Below are 18,152 nucleotides of genomic sequence, written 5' to 3'. Positions count from 1 at the left end.
AAACCTGCCATCCACGGTGGCCTCGCCGACCGCCGACTTCAGCCAAGAGCTGCCATCGCGGGGGTCTCGAAAAGGATGGTTATTTGGGAAAGCCTGTGGTCGAACGACTAGAGGCGCAAACCGAGAAAGGCGGCGCCGGGAACAGGGTTGAAGGAAACCGGCTCGGCCGGAACGAATCCGAGAGTTTCATACAACCTGCGAGCCGATGCGAACTCTTCCAATACATCGAGCCTCATTTCACGGTAGCCGGCGACACGGGCTTCGGAAATTAAGCGGTTCACCAAGACGCGGCCTAGATGACCGCCCCGCGCCCGTGGTCGGACATAAAGCCGCTTCATTTCGCATATGTCGGCGCTGACGCCGCGAAACGCGATACAGCCCTCAATCTCACCCCCGCGATCCGCCAGCAGCACGCACCCTCCGGGTGCCGCATACTTGCCGGGCAAGGTCGCGAACTCGGCCTCGTTGCCCTGATAGTCGAGGCTGACGCTCGGACTGGCGATATATTCGCGCCAGATATCCAGTAGCGCGGGACCGTCAGCAGGAAAGGTCGCGTGCCTGATAATCGTCATGCCGCCTCCTTGATGTGCCGAACCTCTCCTTGCACGCGGGCACCGCCTCCCAGAAGCGCCGGTGCCGTCACGCGAAGGAGGCAAGGCACGCCCATGTCTTCGCCCTGCACGATTTCGACGTTCTCGGCCTCGATATCGAGCACTTGTAAGTAGCCGACCAAGGCTGCGGCAGCAGCGCCGGTCGCCGGGTCTTCGTACACGCCGCCGGCAGCGAAAGGATTGCGAGCATGGATGCGATCGAATGTCTCGGCATAGACAAGGCTGATCGTCGCGAACCCCCATGCTCGCATCAGTTCCGCCCCAGCCTTCATCTCATACCGCATGGCCGCCAGCGTTTGTCGGTCACGCAACGCCAACAATAGATGGCGCGCTCCCGCTTCGATGATCGCCGGAGGAATACGGGGATCAAGGTCCACGTCGGCCAAGGTGAACAGAGTGAGGGCTGCTTTTATCAAGCCGTCCGGTGGTGGGCTGTTCCGAGTTGGTGGAGACACCAGCGCCGCGCACAAGCCGTCCACACTGCATCGACCTTCGACGTAGACTCGGCCTTCATTCAATTCGAGCTCGAAAGTGCCATCACCTTCCTTAGCAGCAAGCGCCGCCCCCAGCGCGATCGTCGCATGGCCGCAGAAAGGAATCTCTGCTTTGGGAGCGAAGTATCGCACTCGATAGCCATGAGGTGTCCGCGCCGCGAAAACGGTCTCGGAATAACCAATCTCGGCCGCGATCGCCTGCATACGGGCCGACTCTGGCAGCGTGTCGCACAGAACAACCCCGGCCGGATTACCACCACGATCTCCATAGGTAAAAGCCGCCAGTCGCTGAACGTCCATCTAAGCCCCCTTGATCTCGATCATACTTTAGACGGGTTGGCGGCATTCCCAAAAACGAATGTGACGCGGGGCAGTAAGGGACTGCATTCGCGGGGCCCCGCTGACAGGCTTGGCTTTCCCGAAACCTGTTCCCGATTGTGTTTTCCCGAAATGGCGCATCGGAGATGGGGAAACGGGACGATCTCGCATGCTCGAAGGGGGCGGTTACGAGCGCGCGTGTGATCGATTGAACGGAATGTCTGCGGGGCCTACTGTTCCGGGCTTAGTGGCGCCGGATCGGCGGCTTCCGTCAAGTTCGGACGCTTGGGCTAACAGCGGTGAACGGCAATATCTGGTCGGCTGCTGCCGGTTCTAGCAAAATTCGGCCCGCCGCCAGCATCGCCGCGAAAGCAGGCATTGAGGCCGCCTAACTATGTTGTTGTAACCTGCCCTACGTTTATCTGCCATCCCAGATACCGAAGTGGGAGCTTAAGAAATCGCATGCCCGGCTTTCTCCTCTGTAAATGTGCACTATGCGATGCGCTTATAGTCGCCGAACTCGTTGATGCCTCGCCGCCCCGCTGTCCTGGGTGTGGTGCAAAGCCAGATGTTCTTACCGAACAAGGCACCATGTTGAATGGTGTCGCTTGGCGCGCCAGCGAAAGCAAAACGAAGGGCCGCCTGTTGAACGTGCGGATAGCCTACACTCCTCAACGGAATCGAGGTGGTGCGCTCGCTCGACATGAGAGGGTCATCGACCGCCACGGCAATCGATATTTCGAGAAAGTGACCATGTACGACACGGGTCTCACTGTTCACCTCAACGAAGAGCCGCTCACTCAGCATCGAGGTCACGGGTCAGATCGAAAGGACTCGACCAAGTCGTAAGCGCCCGGAATATGACGCTGACCGCCGCGAAAGCGGACGTTCAAGCCCTCAGTGCCCACATCGGAACCTGCCGCTAGTTCACCGTTGCTGCGCGACACATGAAGACAGGGGTTTAAACAGAATTACCGTTTCCCGATGTGGTGCAGATGTCAGTTTGAGCCCAGACATTGGCCTTGGAACAGATGCGGGCAGCGGCCGCATTTTTCGGTCGATTTGAGCGCAACACTACCGTTATCGCGACTGCGCTAATGACGCAGTTTCGCACTTTGGTTTCTCCGGAGGGCGAATTCGCTGTCGCTGGCCCATTGTGGCCAATCGTGCCCGTCGGCCAGTTCGCGGCCCACCGCATAAATCATGGTGAGCGTTTGCAGCGCACTATCATAAGTCCATTCGCGGCTCCATTCATCGCCGTTCTGGTGATAGCGCTTGGCCAAATAATCGGCGCGCAGCGCCTCGCCCCGTGGGGTTCCACCATCCACCATGTCCAGACCGGGGTCATAGGATAGCGCTGGGACACCTACCTTGGCGAAGGAAAAATGGTCTGAACGATAGAAGGTGCCCGCCTCGGGGTGAGCTTCTGGTGTATAGCGAAGCCCATTGGTCTCGCCCTGCGCGATCAGCATGTCGAGCAATCCGTTCTTGGCTAGACCCTTGACCGTAAAGTCACGCGTGGAACCAAAGACGTTGAAGCCACCATCCAGATTGATGGCGCCTGCAGTGGTTGCCAGCGAGTAGAGCGGGTTCTGGCCGTAATATTCGCTGCCCAGCAGCCCGCGCTCTTCGCCAGTAACAGCAAGAAAGGCAACGCTACGCGCAGGCGCAGGCGCCTTGGCCCACGCGCGCGCCAGTTCCAGCAACAGCGCGGTGCCTGCAGCGTTATCCTTGGCGCCATTGGCAATTCTGTCGCCATGCGCATCTGGGTCGCCAATCCCAAGATGGTCCCAATGGGCCGAATAAAGGACAGTTTCATGCGGACGCTGCTTGCCCTGCACCAGAGCGACAACGTTCTTGCTGTGAATGACTTCCACCCTGGCCGAGTAGCTGGCACTGAACGTTGGCGTCAGGGTGACAGGTATGAATTCACGGGTCATCGCCTTGGCCTTGGCGGCTTCAAAATCAACGCCAGATGCTTTGAACATGGCAAGGGCTGTGTCCCTTGTGATCCAAGCTTCCAGCGGGGTGTGGGCCAAGGTTGGCGCTTTGCGTAGAATGTCAAACGAGTCGAAGGTGTTGGACCCTGCGACCGTGGCCCAGCCATAAGCTGCGGGCTTGTCCTCGTGCACCACCAGCACGCCGGCGGCCCCTCTGCGCGCCATTTCCTCGTATTTGTAGGTCCAGCGCCCATAATAGGTCATCGCCTTGCCGCCAAATGCGCAGCCCAACTTGCAGCCCGGATCCTCGAAATCGGGATCATTGACCAAAACCACGGCGATCTTACCTTTAAGATCCAGACCCTTGAAATCATCCCAGTGCAACTCAGGCGCAGCAACTCCATAGCCGACGAACACCAAAGGCGCCCCGGTCACTTGATATGAAGCGCCGCCGTGCTGAGGCGGGCGTATCGCGATGTCCTTGCGCTGCACCAGCGGGCCTAAGCCAGAAAGGCTGGCCTGAGGCATAGTCAGAAAGGTGGCGTGTTGTAGCGGCACGTCCTGAGTCCACGTGCGGTGGCCTCTCACGATCTCGCCGCCGGGTTTCAGCCCGGCCTCCTTGAACTGCTTGATCAGATAGGCGGTGGTCAGCGTCTCGCCCTTGGTGGCCGGGCTGCGTCCCTCAAATTCGTCGGACGCCAAAATCCGGATATCATCCGAGATGCGTTCCGCTTTGAAAAGCGGCGCGGGTGCAGCTTGCGCGCAATGTGATGCAAGAGCGGAGGAAAGCAGAAAAAGGCCGGCAACAAAACGCATGATCAATGCCCCCAAATCAAGTTAGTGCACTTGCACATCATCTTATCACTGATCAATGAGCTACGCCTCCGGCACGATGCGAGCATAATCGAGGCCGAGCGGATTGCGCTATCCAATCCCCATCCGCGGCGATGGGTAGAGAAGCAGATCAACGCGCATCAGCAATTCCGCAAGAAGGCGCTCTCCCGTATTCGGCGGAATGGCAACAGGTCGCTGATTGATCGGGACAGCGACATTCTCAAGTTTATGATCAACGTCCGCAAGTAGGCGCGTGCTGCCGGTTCCAGCGGCACCCAATCGGGCGCCGTGCCCGCCCTTATAGCGGCCGTTTCGGCGCCTGAGTTCGTACGCCGAAAGCGGTCGTCTGTTTATCGATGTCGCTGGCCCCATAAATGGCCTGGGTTGGGGAAAGCGACCGGCAGCTATCGACCGCTACACCTGCCTCAGCCGAATTGACACGACGGCCGAACTCGACCCGGCGATGGCTCCGCATCTTAAACGTGTCCGGCCCGACCCGCCGCAGCTCATGGAATCCACGGGATCGCCAAAAGCGTTCTCCTGCCTCGTTTACTTCCAGTACAGCCAACCGGATTTCACTTGCACCCCTTGCAGCAGTCCAATTCTCGATCTGCGCGTATATCGATCGACCAATGCCGCTACCCCGCCGGGAAGCGTCGACTATCATGAACCCGAGATACCATGTGCGGTGTAGTGGATAATCACGCAGGATGGCGGCAACTGCATACAAGCCGTCGCCATCCCGCCACCCTAAGACCGTTTGATCGCGAACGTTTTTTTCCGGCGGCACGTCGGTAAAAAGCTCTTTGGCATCATCAAGGTTGGACGCCACGCCGTCTTGGAGGAGAAAGTAGTCGGAGCAGCGGGCAAATAGACTCGCAACGTCGGAAGTGTCTGCCTCGGACAATTCCATTGGGGGCGGGCATTGGAACGTTTCGCTGACCATGCGGGACGTATACGACGTGCCAGGAAAAAGTCAGCTTCCGGCTGACCACCTTCGCGCTCGACCGACGGAAATTGGGCCGCGTGCTGCCGGTTCCAGCGGCACTCAATCGGTCGCCACGAACCGCCCTCATAGCCGTCGTTCGGGCGCCTGATTTGGTACGCCGGAAGCGGTCGTTTGTTTATCGATGCCGCTGGCCCCATGAATGACCTGGGTTGAATGGGAGGCCAAATTAGCGGCTGGTTGCCAACCGTTTTCGGTAGAGAGCATCAGGGCCTTTCAAAGCCTCAAGGCGGATAAGCCGATGGGCAAATCCAACGGCAGTGGGCGCGCCAATTAGCGCGGCACCCAAAATCGCCTCCAACACGCTCGGCTGCCATCCTGCCAGAAAGGCCGCACCGTAAACCATCACGAAAAACAGCGACCATATAAAAAATGCAAGCTCTGTGAGGCTCGACATCGATTTGCTATGATAGCGCTTGTGAGCGAACCGCCAGAATGCTGCCTTCATTTCATCTACCTACGGTAAGGACTACAGCAGATTTGACTGACCATAGTTCGCTTGGCAAGTTGCCTGGCCTCCTGGAACTGTATGGGGGCCTTTTGATTGTTTTTGGCGCAAAGCCGACCTTAGGAAACTGTTAGATATAGCGACCAATGAAAATCTACACTTCTGCAGGCCAAGAGCTACTCGATACAGGTGATGACCGTTCCGGCCACGATCTCGACAGCATCGATCTGTCTGGCCGCGATCTTCGCCACGCGAACCTTGAAGGATTCAACTTCAGTGACGCCAGCCTACGTTCGGTCGATCTGCGAAACGCCGACCTCTATTGGGCAATCATGTTCCGCGCCGATCTCACGGACGCTGATCTACGTGACGCGGTTTTACGCGGCGCAGATCTGAAAGAGGCCCGATTGGCAGGCGCAGACCTGCGAGGCGCCAATCTTACCCAGGATAACGTCGGAGGAGCTACACAACTGCAAGGCGCCTGCCTCGCCAACGCTAAACTGCAAGGCGCGTTGCTGACTGGCGCTAAATACAATGATGCGACCCAATTCCCGCAGGGCTTCGACCCCGAAGATCAAGGGTTGAGGAAGGTCACTCGTTGATCCAACTGGAACATCGGCAAATGGGCGCGAACTGTCATTTTGATCATCGCCTCGTCCTCCACCAAGATCGCCGCAAAACGCGACATTCAGCGCCAGGCGGCGGGGCATCGAAACCGGTCGTTGATTTATTCAGCAGGCGCGCCCGATGTCACGCCAACTGCCCCGAGGCTCCAGCGTGGCCAGATAGGCGCAGAGCATGTCAGCCAATGCTTCGGTGCGGGCAGCGATCTCCTCTCGGCTCTGATCGCTTTGCGATAGTGCTTTGCCCAAAACCTTGAGCGCCCCAACCATGATTTCGCCCGCAATGGTCAACTGCGCCAAGGATGCATGGGGTGCGGTCTCGGTTAGAAAGGCCAAGATGGGGGCTTTGGACTGGGCCTGCGCGGCTTGCGCTTCTGGCGCATCGCGATAGAGCGGGGCGGCATCATCAAGCGCCTGTCGCATGGCGGCTTCCTCACATTCCGAGGCGACGAAGGCCCGAACCACCGCCCGTAGTCGCACTGGTGGGGATTGCGTTGTATCGGCCAGCAATCCGGCCAGCACCGCATGGGTGTCGCGCCATTCATCGCTTTGCAAGCGGAACAGGATGGCGGCCTTGTTGGGGAAATATTGGTAGAGCGAGCCGATGCTGATGCCCGCTCTTTCGGCCACGCGCGCCGTGGTGAAACGCCGGGCGCCCTCTGCCCCCAAAACCTGAGCAGCGGCCTGGAGAATCGCCGCAAAAGCCTCGGTCGAGCGTTGTTGACGGGGCTGTTTCCGTGCGGAAAGCTTGGGATTTTGCGGTGTGGTCATGATGGCTTGGTCAATGCGATTAGAAAACGTGACCAATTGCTCATATTTTTCTCAAGGGCGCAATTCCCGCCGCTCAGGAGAAACCCATGCCATCGCTCACTCATGCCCCGCTTGGCCCCTTGCTGGACCGTCTGTTTGCCGAGGCCGAGGCCACGAGGCCGGAAAACCTGCCCATCTTTGCCGCCACCCCGCCCGCTGAACGCGAAAGGCTGATGCGCAGCAAGGATGATTGGCGCAAACTCTATGGCGCGTTGAAAGACATGCCTCTGCCCGTCTCGCGCGAGGTTGGGCACCTGCTCTACATGCTGGCCCGCACCAAGGGCGCGCGGGCCATTGTCGAATTCGGCACCTCGTTCGGCCTGTCGACCCTGCATATGGCGGCCGCGCTGCGCGACAATGGCGGTGGGTGCCTGATTACCAGCGAATTTGAAACCGGCAAGATCGCCCGCGCCCAAGCCCATCTGGCCGAAGCGGAGCTCGACGATCTGGTTGAAATCCGCGCCGGGGATGCATTGGAAACCTTGGCGCGTGACCTGCCGCCAATCATCGACCTTGTGCTGCTTGACGGGGCCAAGGCGCTTTATCTCGACGTTCTGGCGGTACTGGAACCGCATCTGCGGCCCGGTTCGCTGATCCTGGCCGACAATGCCGACTATTGCCCGGACTATCTGGCCAAAGTGCGCGCTCACGCTGGCGGTTATCTCTCGCTTCCTTTTGCGCAGGATGTGGAGCTGTCCATGCGCGTGGGCTGAGCTGCGCCCATTCTCGCCCACGCCGTGGCGCCAAGCAACCGGGGCGTGGGCGCGAGATGACGCAGTTGCGACTTAATAGCAGACATTCGGAAGCTCTGCCTGTGCCGTCGGAACCTGCCGCTCGTTCACAACGATGAGTCCGGCTTGATCCGACGATAGAACGCTTCCATCTCGCACGCCCCAGTGTAAATTATTGACATTGAACCGGCGACCGTCAGCGAAGCTGGCTAACCGCCTCTCGCAGGGTCAGAGCGGCGGAAGCCGTGAATCCGCTTTCGAGCGCGAGCTTGAGGAATTCCTCGGTCGCCTCGTAAGCTGCGAGGCCGTTCTCCCGGGCAAGCTTGCGGGCAAACTTGCCAAGGTCAATGGCATCGCGCGAGCTGATCCAGCGTGGATTTCCGGCCTTCTTCAAGAAGGTTTCGCGCAAATGCCGTGTGAGTTCGCATCCCAGGAGCAGGTAGCGCAGGTGTCTCACGAAATTTGGATGGGTGTAGATGTCTTCGCCCATGCAGCCGTTGCGTTCGAACAGCCCCTGCCGCGAGGCCCTGATCCGTCCCGGATTGCACGCCGGATCCGTCCAGTATTTCAGCCAGTGCGACGGCATTGCACCGCGCTTAGCGAGCGCTGCGAGCAACTCGGGAATGAGCCGTGCATTAGCAAGGTAGATCTCGTGGGCCTCCGGACAATCCCAGTCATCCTCGAGGTTAATGGCGTCGGCAAGGCAACGTTCGTAGTCGGTCAGCGCGATGCGATACTCGCGGCCGACAGTTCCGCTTGAAACAGCTTCACTTAGGCTGGAGGTCATGAACATCTGTAGAACGTAGCCTTGCGTTGAGCATTTGGCGAGAGCCGCGCGCACTTATTTTCCGGAGCGCGCGACCAGTGTGTGGGGCCCAAGTCGGGTCGTCGAAGCGCGCAGCCACCCGAGGCATGATCTTCGCCCCAATAGCAGGCATTTAGATATGAACACGTCACCACCGGAGGCAGCCGTAGGTTCATCACTATGAGCCGGTTGAGAAATATTCCTTCAGCCGTTCCGGGCGCTGGGGAATGGACATGGGATTTGTCATTAGATCCGTCTAGCCTGTTATTTTAAAGTTTGGCGACTGTCGCGTCCTCGGCTGACTGTCACTTTCCACCATTTTCTCACCGAACCATACGATATTTGTATTCGAAATGTCGTCATGCGGATAGTCGATCAAATCGGGCCAGCCAGGGTGGGGACGGTTCTGCGGAGTGATCCAGTCCTTGCAGGAATACCACTTGTTCATCACCGTCACGCTCCGATCTGGCGCACTTCGCGTCTTTTTCTCATTGAGCTGCAACGGCAGGTAAAAGGCGTGGAGCCATTCTGCATAGTCGAGTGTCGGCTTTGTGATTTTCAGCCGCCGTCCCGATGGGCCAGCGGTAGCGATTTCGCCAAGCCAGATTTGCAAGCTCGATTGTACCAGCTTCAATTTATGATGATCGTTCTTGAGCCTGGTTTGGATGTCGCCCCCAATTCCAATATATTGCATTGAGCGGCGCGTTTCCCCTTCGCGACGACCTATCGCGAAATAGAGGCCTTCACCGTAAAATTCTCTGGCGGATTCACGCGCTGCCTTGATGGTAGCGTAAGGTCCATACCAGTTCACAGCGATCATCAAGTGCTTCTGCATTTAGTCCCCCGGATGCATTGGCTGTTTCGCATTCCAAATGTTACTAGATTTACTTGTGGACATAGGTGATCGCCTTAGAGCCGCGTCACAATATAGCGATCCATTTTGCGAGATTCGGGGGGCGGCGTGAGTCGAGGATGCTATTTCAGGCACCGGCGCCGCCATCATCCAAGGCCAGCCTCCCCGATAAAGGGGGTCGGCGTGTTCTTCCAATGAGACTGATCCGACGCGACGACAAGGATGCGCTTGGCGCGCGTCAGGCCGACGTAGAATAGCCGCCGAGACTCGTCATAAGCGTCCTGCGTCGATGTCGAAAAATGCGGGATACTACCATTGTTCATGCAGATCAGGGCAACGCCATCGAATTCTCGCCCTTTGGAATTGTGCAGCGTGATCAGCTTGAGCGCATTCTCGGGATTGGCAAACAGGCCCATATCAGAGATCAGCAGATTCGCGAGATCGACCTTGCTGGCCTGCATGTCGGACAACATTTCCTCGGCGGAATCGATGAGCGGCTGTTTGGCGCTGCCCGGCAACCATTCCTCGCGTTCCAGATAATCACCAGCCTCGCGAGCGATCGCGCGCAGCCAAGCTACGCCGCCGGGATGCTGGTTTGCAAGTTCACGTGCGAGATAGATCAGGCCGAGCGCCACGCGACGCCCCTGATAGCTGAAGATGTCGTAGCGCGAATTCCCTGTGAGATCACCGACTAGGCGAAACAGAGCCCGCTCGATACTCGGGAGTCCGAGGTAATTTCCGGCCTCAGCACAGGCTCCAAGTTGTTCAGCAAGTCCAGCCAGCAGGCGCCGACGCTTGTAGGGGCGCGCGCCCGGACCGAAAACCGGCACGTCGAATTCCCTGAGGGCGCGGGCGACGGGGATAAGATGCGTCCACCATGGCGCAAGGATCGCAGCCTTGCCGAGCGGTATGCCGGCGTCCTGCAGGGCCGGCAGGAAATGGTCAGTAATGGCATCGATCGGTCGGCCGACATGAACGTAGTTCACTTTTGCCGCGAGCTTGGCTGCATCGCCCGCCGAATGCATCCCCGGTACGGTCGGGATGAGTGTTGATGCAGTGCTGACTATGGCCGGCCCACATCGGAAGTTGCCGGTCAGGGCCGTATCGCGGTGCGCGTCGATTTTATCACCAAACTGCTCGGCGAGTTCGGGGCGAGCGCCGGCGAAACGCATGATCGACTGGTTCTGGTCACCTACGAGAAAGAAGCGGGTGTGGAGGAAATGCTGGAGCGCACCGAAAATTGCGATCTGGATGTCTGTTGTATCCTGGAATTCGTCAATTAGTAGCCAAGCAAAGCGGCTCGCGATGCCGCGTCCGACGAACTGGTGCTGTTCGAGAATTTTCCATGAATAATAGAGGATCATCGCGAAATCGAGGTATCCGTGGTCGCGGACCCGCTCCCAATAGAGCGCGGCGGATTCGTCGGTGACGATGCCTGTCTCGATACCTTGGCCACAGGGTTCGCCGTTCACGTCGATGCGAAGCGATTCATAGTCCTCGAACACCTGCCCGGCGGGCTTGCGACCGAAGAAGTCCTCGACCGCCGTCACGATCTGCTCAAACAAGCTGTTCTCGCGGGAGAGCACTTGAAACGACGGCGGCACCTCGGGAATCAGCCAGCTATAGGGGCGCAGGATAAATTGCAGGCAGAAAGCGTGGATCGTGGAGATTTCACAGCGGTCTGCGATCGCGTTGTTGCCGTAGGCGCGTAAACGGGCCTCGATTTCGTCGACCGCGGCATTTGTATAGGTGATGCAGCCGATGAACTGAGGCGTGCCGACGACCTGATCGGCCAGCGTCAGCAGCTTGGCGAGAATGACCCGCGTTTTTCCGCTGCCTGGGCAAGCCGTCAGTAGTAGATTGCCGTTGTGTTCGACCGCTTCGCGCTGTTCGGGTGTTAGCCGGATCATTCGGTGAGCCACTCATAGGCCTGCTCGATATAGGGCGGCAGATCGGCCGCGAGATTGGCGTAGCGCGCCGCTATCTGCGCGAAACGCGCTTTGCCGAAGCGCTTGGCAGTACTGAGCGTGATACGTCCAAGCTCGACGCGCAGCGCCGTCTCTTCCGCGAGGCCCAGTCCCCCGAGCGCGAGAGTCGCGAGCCCATTTTCCATCTGCGCAAGGATCTGCGGCGCGCCGAGGGCGCGAACTGTCTCGATCAGCATCGGCAGGCGCCCGACCGATACCAGTTCGCGTTCGAAAGTTGTGGCGCCCGCGAATGTGGACACAAAGTCGCCTTCCAGTGCCGCCAGATCGGGGGCGTCGGTTTCCGGATCGAAGTCCTCGGCGTCGGACGGCTTCATGTCAGCATCGGCTACGATGGCGCATTTCTTCTCGAGCGAGCCGGCGCGGAACAGCTTGGCATAGACGTCGAAATGGACGCCATGAATCGCGATAACCGAAATGCCGAGCCTTTCGAGCTTCACGCCGTACACCTGCTCGATCAGCGCCGGGATCAGAAACATCTCGGCCGGCCCTTCGACCAGCATGACCTTGCGGGCGTAGAGCAATGCGCTCTTGGTTGCGTCAAGATAGCGCTCGAGATCGGCAATCTCTGGCGCGGTCAACGCCGCATTGAGCGCGAGATTGCCCGCTGCAATGGTCGCATCTTCGCGCTTGGTAAGCGATACAATGCTGCTCAGAGGGACCTGTGAAGTCACCTGGGTGCTGTGACTGGTCAGGATGGTCTGCACGCCAATCGCGCGCAGTGCTGAGATCAGAGAGAATTGCAGTTGAGGATGGAGATGCGCTTCGGGCTCCTCAATCAGGATCAACTGGCCGGCCGAGCGGTTAAGCGCGATCCGCCGTTGTAGATATTCCATTAGGATCGCGATGTAGAGAATGTTGTTCATGCCAAGACCGTTGCGGCTGGGCTCGAACGAGGTCAGTGACAGGTCGGAAAGAATGATTTTCAGGTTACGGATGATCGCACGGAAGGTCGCGGCGGACAGGCCAAGCGTGGCGTCCATCTCGAACGCGGGGCCAGAGACATCCTTGAACCGCGCGTCGATTGCGTCTGCAATCTCGGCGATAGTCGCCGAGTTCGCGATTGCCTGATTGGCCTGGTCTAGGATGGCAATCAAGGCATCCTGCTCGGCCCCATCGATCTCGAACGCCTCGATTAGGCGGATAAGCGGTGACTGGCGGGGATTGCGCAGGTCGTTCTCGACATCGCGGAGCGCGGGCAGATGAACTAGAAGGTAGGATTGCAGGTCGGCGAAGCGCACGGACTCGCCGATCCCCTCGTCATCCCATGCAATGTCGGTAAGGTCGATTGCAGGATCACCGCCGCCGCGGATTTCCCACTGATAGTCCTCAAGGGTCAGCGTCCCTGGTGCGATATCGCCACTCGCAAGCTGTTCCCGGACAGCCGGGCGAGGGCGGAAGCGGTAGAATATGCGCGCGCGATCCGCGGCAGTCTTCCAAGTGCTGACCAGAGCCTCTTCGTTCACCCTGCCCTCAAACCCTGTCAGCTCTATGCCGATTAAAACTTGGCTTGGCTCAGCAATATCGACTGCGGAGTGAATGTCCTCGCGCAGCAGGGACCGGAAACTCGACGGTAACATATTGTCGAGACAGATCTGGATCGCGCGCAGGATCGCGGTCTTACCGGTGTTGTTCTCCCCAATGATACAGCACAGATCATCAGCGACATTCACGTCAAGCGATGCGAATGTACGAAAGTTCTGAATTACGATCCGCGCTACCCGCATCACCCTCACCCGACCATTCGGCGGCGAAGCGGCGCGCCGATGCTATGTGCATGAATTAGAAACAACGCCAAGACAAGCACGTTCGCAATGGCCCCACCAACTTTGATTTTTCTTGGGATCCTCAGGCAACTGAGACTAAGGCCGTGTCTGGCACTGCAGCGTGAGGATCGAAAGCTGGCGAATTGACCGCAGGGGCATGGACCTCTTCTAATCATCCGAACGCATGACCAACCTAAATGACTGGCAGCTTACCGCCGTCCTGCTTCGAATTCCGGACAGTCGCAAGTGTCCCCCATCTCAGACTTAACGGAGGGCGCGGGACTGGCGTTTCCATTCGTGGTCGGGCGGCATGGGCAGCAGGATGGCGGCGCTGGGCGCGTTGATCGCTTCGATGCGGATCGGGCGGACTTTCCGGCGCCATTGTGCCAGGCAGCAGATGCACCAGAAGCGGTTTTTTACCTGGGGCAGGCGGTCGTCCCAGCCGCGCTTGTGGAAATGCCACCACAGGCCATGCGGGTCGAATGTCATGCTGTGCCCACAGCGGCACACCGGGCGCACCACCAGGCGCAGGGCCGCGGCATCGGTCAGCGAGGTCGGTTCGAGCAGTCCCGCCGCATTCCAGCGTGGCATCGCGTCACAGCTTGAGGCCGAGTTGCTCGGCGCGCGACGGTGCTGCGCGCAGGCGCTCGGCAATGGCGCCGGCGAGTTCGCGCGCGGCATCCTCGCGCAAGGTCGGGGAAGGGGCGGTAATCCCAACCCGTGCCCAGCCGGGGGCTTCGAGAATGGCGTTGGCCATGATGTCGAGGTCGATTCGTTCCATCGCGCAATTGGAACATAAGAGGAACAAGTGCGCAAGATGGCCGGCAGTTTGACTTGTCGCGGCGTGCGGCCGACATCAGGCCCATGTGCAATCTCTATCGCCTGCGCGCCAACCAGGCCGAAGTGGCCCGTGTCTTTGCAGCCCAGCCGGTTCCCGGCGCGAACTTTGCCGGGGACGTCTATCCCGGCTACCCTGGCCTGGTCGTAGCCCATGGTCGCGTTGGCGCCATGAACTGGGGCTTTCCGGTGGTGCTCAAAGGCAGGCAGGGCCAGCCGCTCAAGCCCAAACCGGTCACCAACGCGCGTAACGACAAGTTGCACGCGCCGTTCTGGCGCGCGAGCTTTGCCCGGCGCCGGTGCCTCATCCCGGTCAGCCAGTGGGCCGAGCCCGAGGGCGAGGCCGGGCGGATGACGCGAACGTGGTATGGCATGCCCGGCGGCGATGTCTTCGCGATCGGGGGGATCTGGCGGACCACGGCCGACTGGGGGCAGACCTATGCCATGGTCATGGTTGCGAGCAGCCCGGCGATGAGCGATGTCCATGATCGCATGCCCGTGGTCCTGCGCGCCGACCAGTGGGCGGCGTGGCTGGACGGCGAACCCGAGGCGGCCCTGGCCCTGTGCCGAACCTGGCCTGGCCCGCTGGCGATCGAACGCACCGGCGATCGCTGGGCGGGGGGATAAGCCCGGTCATTCGGTCCGATCCGAACTGTTTGCGGGGGGCCGCGATCGTGTCCTTTTGCCTTGCTGGCTGTTGCCCGTCGGGCTTGCCAGGTTGCCCGGGGTGTGCGGTCTGGCGGTGAAGGACAGGTGGCGATGGCGCGCTGGTCCGGCCGGACGCGCAGGGCTTTGCCGCGCCTGGTCGGCCGTGCTGCGGCCTGGCCGGAAAGAGGAAAGAGGGAGCGGGGCGGGTGCGAGCACAAGGGCTCGCGAAAGTCTGGAGACAGCCCATGACCGACCTTTCCCTTCACGGCATTCCCCTGGCGACCGTCTTGCACCTCAATGCGGCGCGCGTCGTGCCGCTCGCGCGCTATCATGAGGACAATGCCTGCGATCGTTTCGGGTATCTCGCCCAGCTCGCCCGCGAGCAGGGTGTCGCGCTCGATACGGTGGTATATCTGGCGGAACTGCTCGGGCCGGAGGAGGATTTCGACGGCCTCGTCGCGATGATCGAGGACCTGGCCCTGGCCGACAGCGCGGGGAGGGCCTGATGGACCACGCCCCCGATCATGATCGCCTCGCCGCGATCGCTCGCGCCAACGACCTCGCGCGCTGCGGCGGCGATCCCGACGCCTGCATTGTCATCACGCGGAACTGCCTGGCTGCCATCGGCGGGCTGGGCGACGAGGCGGAGGGGGCGGGCGATAGCCTCGCCCTGCGGCAGGACTTGCTCGCCGCGTTCCGCGATTGTTCCTTTGCTGCCGATTGTCCCGAGCGCGATTTCGCGGAAATCCACTTCCGCGGCTTGCGGGTATGGCTGAAGATCGACTGCTACGATCGCGACCTGGTATGGGGCTCGCCCGACCCGGCCGATCCGGCCGTGACCCGGCGCGTCGTGACCATCCTGCTGCCCGAGGATTATTGAACCGCGTGCCGGTCCGGGCGCTGCGCACCCGGGCCGGCACAGCTTGCACGAGGTTGCCATGCCGCATCAATCCGACAGCGCCTGGGCGGCGCTGGTGACCCGCCTCGGCGGGCACTGGGCCGGCCACAGCGCCATGGTCCGTTGCCCGGTCCATGCCGATCGCACCCCGAGCCTGTCCTTGCGCGCCGGCAACAAGGGCCTGCTGGTCCATTGCTTTGCCGGCTGCGACAGGCGCGCCGTGCTGCGGGCGCTGCGCGCCCTGGGCCCATTCCCGGTGCTCGGGGCCGGTCCACCGCATGATGGCGCCAGCCTGCGCCTGGTGCACCGGCTGTGGGACCAGGCCAGGCCTGTCGCCGGCACCCTCGGTGAGCGCTACTTGCGCGCGCGGCGCGGTGTTCTCGCGCTGCCGCCCGATCTGCGCTTCCATCCGCGCTGCCCGCTGGGCAAGGGCCATGCTCTGCGTTTCCAGCCGGCACTGCTGGTCGGGGTCTTCCGCCTTAGCCAGCTCGTGGCCGTCCAGCGGCTGTTTCTCGATCCCGTGACAGCAGAGCGGACCGCGCGGATGATGTTGGGCGCATCGCGTGGCGGGCTGTGGCCGGCGCGCAGCGATGGGCCGGAGATCGCCGTGGCGGAAGGCCTCGAGAGTGCCTGTGCCTACCAGCAGGTTACCGGGCAGGCAGCGGGTACCTGTTTCGGGGCGGCCAATTTCGCGTCCTTGCCACCGCTCGGGCACCAGCGCGGCTATGTGCTCTTGCCGGACAACGATGCGGCCGGGTTGCGGGCGGCGTCCCGAGCGCTGGACCGTCTTGCCGCACGCGGGATTTCTGCTCGGATCGAGCGCTGTCCGGCCGGCTATGGCGATTGGGGCGCGATGATCGGTCCGGACCATGGCCAGCCGAGACGGGGCGGTGCGACCTGATCGTAGGGCACGCAAGCGGTAAGCGCAGCGACTGGGGGTGCCGCGCGGGCTGCAGGGGCAGGGCATCCCGGCCGGGGCGGTGGTGCGAAAGGGCCGATCTGGCACAGGGGCGTCGATCGTCTTGGACCGAACACGGTGGTGGGCGGCGGCAGCTTTGGCGATGCAGGCTGCAATGATCGCGTGACCGGGATCGCATCGCCGGCTTGCGGTGCGACAGCGCCATGCGGATCCGGTTGCCCCGGACCGGTGGCAATGGTCAGGATCGGGCGTGCCGGGCGCCCTCGGCTCGGGGTCGTGATCAGCGCTGGGCTGCGGCATGGACGTGGTGGCTGGCAGCGCGCCCTGGGCAGATGCGCGGCATTGGCGATGTCCGGGCCTGGCCAGATCGAGACCCGCCGTTCGGGGGGAAGAGGCCTGGTCCTGCCGGTGGACCGACCCGCCGTTCGGGATGCCGTCCTGCGCCCGCGCGAAACCGCTGCAACACCCCTTGCGCCCGCCGTGTTGCCGGCCTGCGGCCGGCGCCCGCACCACCGGACGCAAGCGATGTTCCCCTCGCGCTGCGCGGCTCGGTGCAGCGGCTTCTTGTACGCGGGCTTCGTCTGGGGGCATCCCGGCGGGATCGGCCCGCCGGCAGAACCTGGAGTAACCCCCATGAACTCGGTTTTTCTTTCTGGCCGCATCACGTCGGACATCACCCGCTTCGGCACCGACAGCAAGGGCGGCGCCAGTTTCACGCTCGTCACCTCGCGCCCGGTGATCAAGGACGGCCAGGTGGTCAAGGGCGAGGATGGCTATCCCGAAACCTACGACCAGTTTCACACGATCAAGGCTTTCAATGGCCTGGGCAAGACGGTCGCCAACCACAAGAAGAAAGGCGACAAGCTGATCGTCCACGGCGAGATCCGCTACAGCCGCAACGAGAAGGATGGCCGCACCTACTACAACACCGAGATCGTCGCCGACGAGATCGAGTTCCTCTGACCCAGCCGGGCGGCCCTGGCGGCCGCCCGCTCCTTATCCGGGAGCCCCACGTCATGCAGCTCTTCTCGATCCTCGACGAGGTCGCCTGCGTCCTCACCGGCATCACGGCCCGCAATCCGGCCATGGTCGCTCGCCTGCGCCGCCAGGCCAGGGCGATGCCGCCCGCAGAAATCGCCGCCCATCTCGCCAATGCCATCGCCAGCGCCACCGATGCCGCCCATGCCCGGGCCTGGGAAGAAGCCGAGCACGGCATGGCCAGCGCGGAAACCCTGGTCGACCACGAATACTACGGCGAGCTCGTCGCCGCCTGGAGCCTGGTCGCCGGCGAGCACCAGATCACCAGTCTCGATCCCTGGCTGGGCGAGCGCGACCGCCTGCATTGAGCCTGGCCGGCGCCGCTTCGGGCGGCGCCGGCCACTCCTGATCGGGCATGTCGGCCCGTCCGGGTTGCCCCCTGATGGCCGCGATCTCCTGGCAGCCTGACCATGGACGGGGCGGCAATCGCGCCGGGTGGCCGGGCAGGTCGTGCAGGACCGGCCATGGCCCTGGCGGTTGGTCGGGAAGGGAAGGGGGGCGGCGGGTCGTCCCAGTCTGGCAAGCCGGTCTGGTGCCCGTCAAGGAGACGCGGTTCCCCCAATTTTGGCAGGCGGCCCGATCCGGGCC

At 61.4% G+C, this 18,152-nt stretch carries 21 protein-coding genes; 8 read left to right on the top strand and 13 right to left on the bottom strand.

Going from position 1 to position 18,152, the window contains the following annotated elements; all coding sequences use genetic code 11:
• Window positions 1-107: 107 nt before the first annotated feature.
• The 6 genes from SCA01S_RS19850 to SCA01S_RS19820 form a co-directional block, all read right to left on the bottom strand.
• The gene (locus tag SCA01S_RS19850) at window positions 108-572 is read right to left on the bottom strand and encodes a GNAT family N-acetyltransferase (protein WP_062788448.1); all 465 of its coding nucleotides are present in this window, start codon (window positions 570-572) and stop codon (window positions 108-110) included.
• On the bottom strand, window positions 569-1,405 hold the full coding sequence (locus SCA01S_RS19845) for a PhzF family phenazine biosynthesis protein (RefSeq protein WP_062788446.1): 837 nt from the start codon (window positions 1,403-1,405) through the stop codon (window positions 569-571). The genes SCA01S_RS19850 and SCA01S_RS19845 overlap by 4 nt, the downstream gene beginning before the upstream one ends.
• Window positions 1,406-1,915: 510 nt before the next feature.
• Entirely contained in the window at window positions 1,916-2,239 is a 324-nt protein-coding gene (locus tag SCA01S_RS19840) for a hypothetical protein (RefSeq protein WP_157089058.1), read from the bottom strand.
• A gap of 278 nt (window positions 2,240-2,517) precedes the next feature.
• Window positions 2,518-4,179: a M28 family peptidase gene (locus SCA01S_RS19835; protein WP_062788442.1), complete on the bottom strand. Its 1,662-nt coding sequence runs from the start codon at window positions 4,177-4,179 to the stop codon at window positions 2,518-2,520.
• Window positions 4,180-4,495: 316 nt separating this feature from the next.
• On the bottom strand, window positions 4,496-5,143 hold the full coding sequence (locus SCA01S_RS19825; RefSeq protein WP_084391148.1) for a GNAT family N-acetyltransferase: 648 nt from the start codon (window positions 5,141-5,143) through the stop codon (window positions 4,496-4,498).
• Between the two features lie 229 nt (window positions 5,144-5,372).
• The gene (locus SCA01S_RS19820; protein WP_156306705.1) at window positions 5,373-5,651 is read right to left on the bottom strand and encodes a hypothetical protein; all 279 of its coding nucleotides are present in this window, start codon (window positions 5,649-5,651) and stop codon (window positions 5,373-5,375) included.
• Window positions 5,652-5,797: 146 nt separating this feature from the next.
• Here SCA01S_RS19820 and SCA01S_RS21960 point away from each other — a divergent pair, with 146 nt between their 5' ends.
• Window positions 5,798-6,253 carry a pentapeptide repeat-containing protein gene (locus SCA01S_RS21960; protein WP_084391147.1) on the top strand — a complete coding sequence of 152 codons (456 nt, stop codon included), beginning with the start codon at window positions 5,798-5,800 and terminating at the stop codon, window positions 6,251-6,253.
• A gap of 129 nt (window positions 6,254-6,382) precedes the next feature.
• Here the strand turns inward: SCA01S_RS21960 and SCA01S_RS19810 are convergent, their stop codons facing one another.
• Window positions 6,383-7,081, bottom strand: a complete 699-nt coding sequence (locus SCA01S_RS19810; RefSeq protein ID WP_245652825.1) for a TetR/AcrR family transcriptional regulator — start codon at window positions 7,079-7,081, stop codon at window positions 6,383-6,385.
• Window positions 7,082-7,131: 50 nt separating this feature from the next.
• On the opposite strand from SCA01S_RS19810, the gene SCA01S_RS19805 reads away from it, so the two are divergent.
• A complete protein-coding gene (locus SCA01S_RS19805) occupies window positions 7,132-7,797 on the top strand; it encodes an O-methyltransferase (RefSeq protein ID WP_062788437.1) in 666 nt (221 codons plus the stop codon).
• A gap of 214 nt (window positions 7,798-8,011) precedes the next feature.
• Here the strand turns inward: SCA01S_RS19805 and SCA01S_RS19800 are convergent, their stop codons facing one another.
• From SCA01S_RS19800 to SCA01S_RS19775, 6 genes are all read right to left on the bottom strand, one after another.
• A complete protein-coding gene (locus SCA01S_RS19800) occupies window positions 8,012-8,608 on the bottom strand; it encodes a hypothetical protein (RefSeq protein ID WP_062788435.1) in 597 nt (198 codons plus the stop codon).
• A gap of 268 nt (window positions 8,609-8,876) precedes the next feature.
• On the bottom strand, window positions 8,877-9,455 hold the full coding sequence (locus SCA01S_RS19795; protein WP_062788433.1) for a hypothetical protein: 579 nt from the start codon (window positions 9,453-9,455) through the stop codon (window positions 8,877-8,879).
• Between the two features lie 164 nt (window positions 9,456-9,619).
• Window positions 9,620-11,383, bottom strand: a complete 1,764-nt coding sequence (locus SCA01S_RS19790) for a UvrD-helicase domain-containing protein (RefSeq protein WP_062788431.1) — start codon at window positions 11,381-11,383, stop codon at window positions 9,620-9,622.
• On the bottom strand, window positions 11,380-13,185 hold the full coding sequence (locus SCA01S_RS19785) for an ATP-dependent nuclease (protein ID WP_062788429.1): 1,806 nt from the start codon (window positions 13,183-13,185) through the stop codon (window positions 11,380-11,382). The genes SCA01S_RS19790 and SCA01S_RS19785 overlap by 4 nt, the downstream gene beginning before the upstream one ends.
• Window positions 13,186-13,488: 303 nt before the next feature.
• On the bottom strand, window positions 13,489-13,815 hold the full coding sequence (locus SCA01S_RS19780) for a hypothetical protein (RefSeq protein WP_062788427.1): 327 nt from the start codon (window positions 13,813-13,815) through the stop codon (window positions 13,489-13,491).
• Window positions 13,816-13,819: 4 nt separating this feature from the next.
• Window positions 13,820-14,005 carry a DUF6771 family protein gene (locus SCA01S_RS19775; RefSeq protein WP_062788425.1) on the bottom strand — a complete coding sequence of 62 codons (186 nt, stop codon included), beginning with the start codon at window positions 14,003-14,005 and terminating at the stop codon, window positions 13,820-13,822.
• Window positions 14,006-14,088: 83 nt separating this feature from the next.
• On the opposite strand from SCA01S_RS19775, the gene SCA01S_RS19770 reads away from it, so the two are divergent.
• From SCA01S_RS19770 to SCA01S_RS19745, 6 genes are all read left to right on the top strand, one after another.
• Window positions 14,089-14,688 carry an SOS response-associated peptidase gene (locus SCA01S_RS19770; protein ID WP_062788423.1) on the top strand — a complete coding sequence of 200 codons (600 nt, stop codon included), beginning with the start codon at window positions 14,089-14,091 and terminating at the stop codon, window positions 14,686-14,688.
• Window positions 14,689-14,954: 266 nt separating this feature from the next.
• Window positions 14,955-15,215, top strand: coding sequence for a hypothetical protein (locus SCA01S_RS19765; protein ID WP_062788422.1), 261 nt, complete (start codon window positions 14,955-14,957; stop codon window positions 15,213-15,215).
• The gene (locus SCA01S_RS19760; protein WP_062788420.1) at window positions 15,215-15,589 is read left to right on the top strand and encodes a DUF3768 domain-containing protein; all 375 of its coding nucleotides are present in this window, start codon (window positions 15,215-15,217) and stop codon (window positions 15,587-15,589) included. The genes SCA01S_RS19765 and SCA01S_RS19760 overlap by 1 nt, the downstream gene beginning before the upstream one ends.
• A 58-nt stretch (window positions 15,590-15,647) precedes the next feature.
• Window positions 15,648-16,508 carry a DUF7146 domain-containing protein gene (locus tag SCA01S_RS19755; protein ID WP_062788418.1) on the top strand — a complete coding sequence of 287 codons (861 nt, stop codon included), beginning with the start codon at window positions 15,648-15,650 and terminating at the stop codon, window positions 16,506-16,508.
• A 651-nt stretch (window positions 16,509-17,159) separates the two neighbouring features.
• Window positions 17,160-17,489, top strand: a complete 330-nt coding sequence (locus tag SCA01S_RS19750) for a single-stranded DNA-binding protein (protein WP_062788416.1) — start codon at window positions 17,160-17,162, stop codon at window positions 17,487-17,489.
• A gap of 53 nt (window positions 17,490-17,542) precedes the next feature.
• On the top strand, window positions 17,543-17,872 hold the full coding sequence (locus SCA01S_RS19745) for a hypothetical protein (protein ID WP_062788414.1): 330 nt from the start codon (window positions 17,543-17,545) through the stop codon (window positions 17,870-17,872).
• The last annotated feature ends 280 nt before the right edge of the window (window positions 17,873-18,152 follow it).

The sequence above is a fragment of the Novosphingobium capsulatum NBRC 12533 genome (assembly GCF_001598375.1).
Classification (GTDB): domain Bacteria; phylum Pseudomonadota; class Alphaproteobacteria; order Sphingomonadales; family Sphingomonadaceae; genus Novosphingobium; species Novosphingobium capsulatum.
The sequence above is the reverse complement of the archived record's forward strand: the minus strand, read 5'-3'. Positions and strand labels throughout refer to the sequence as shown.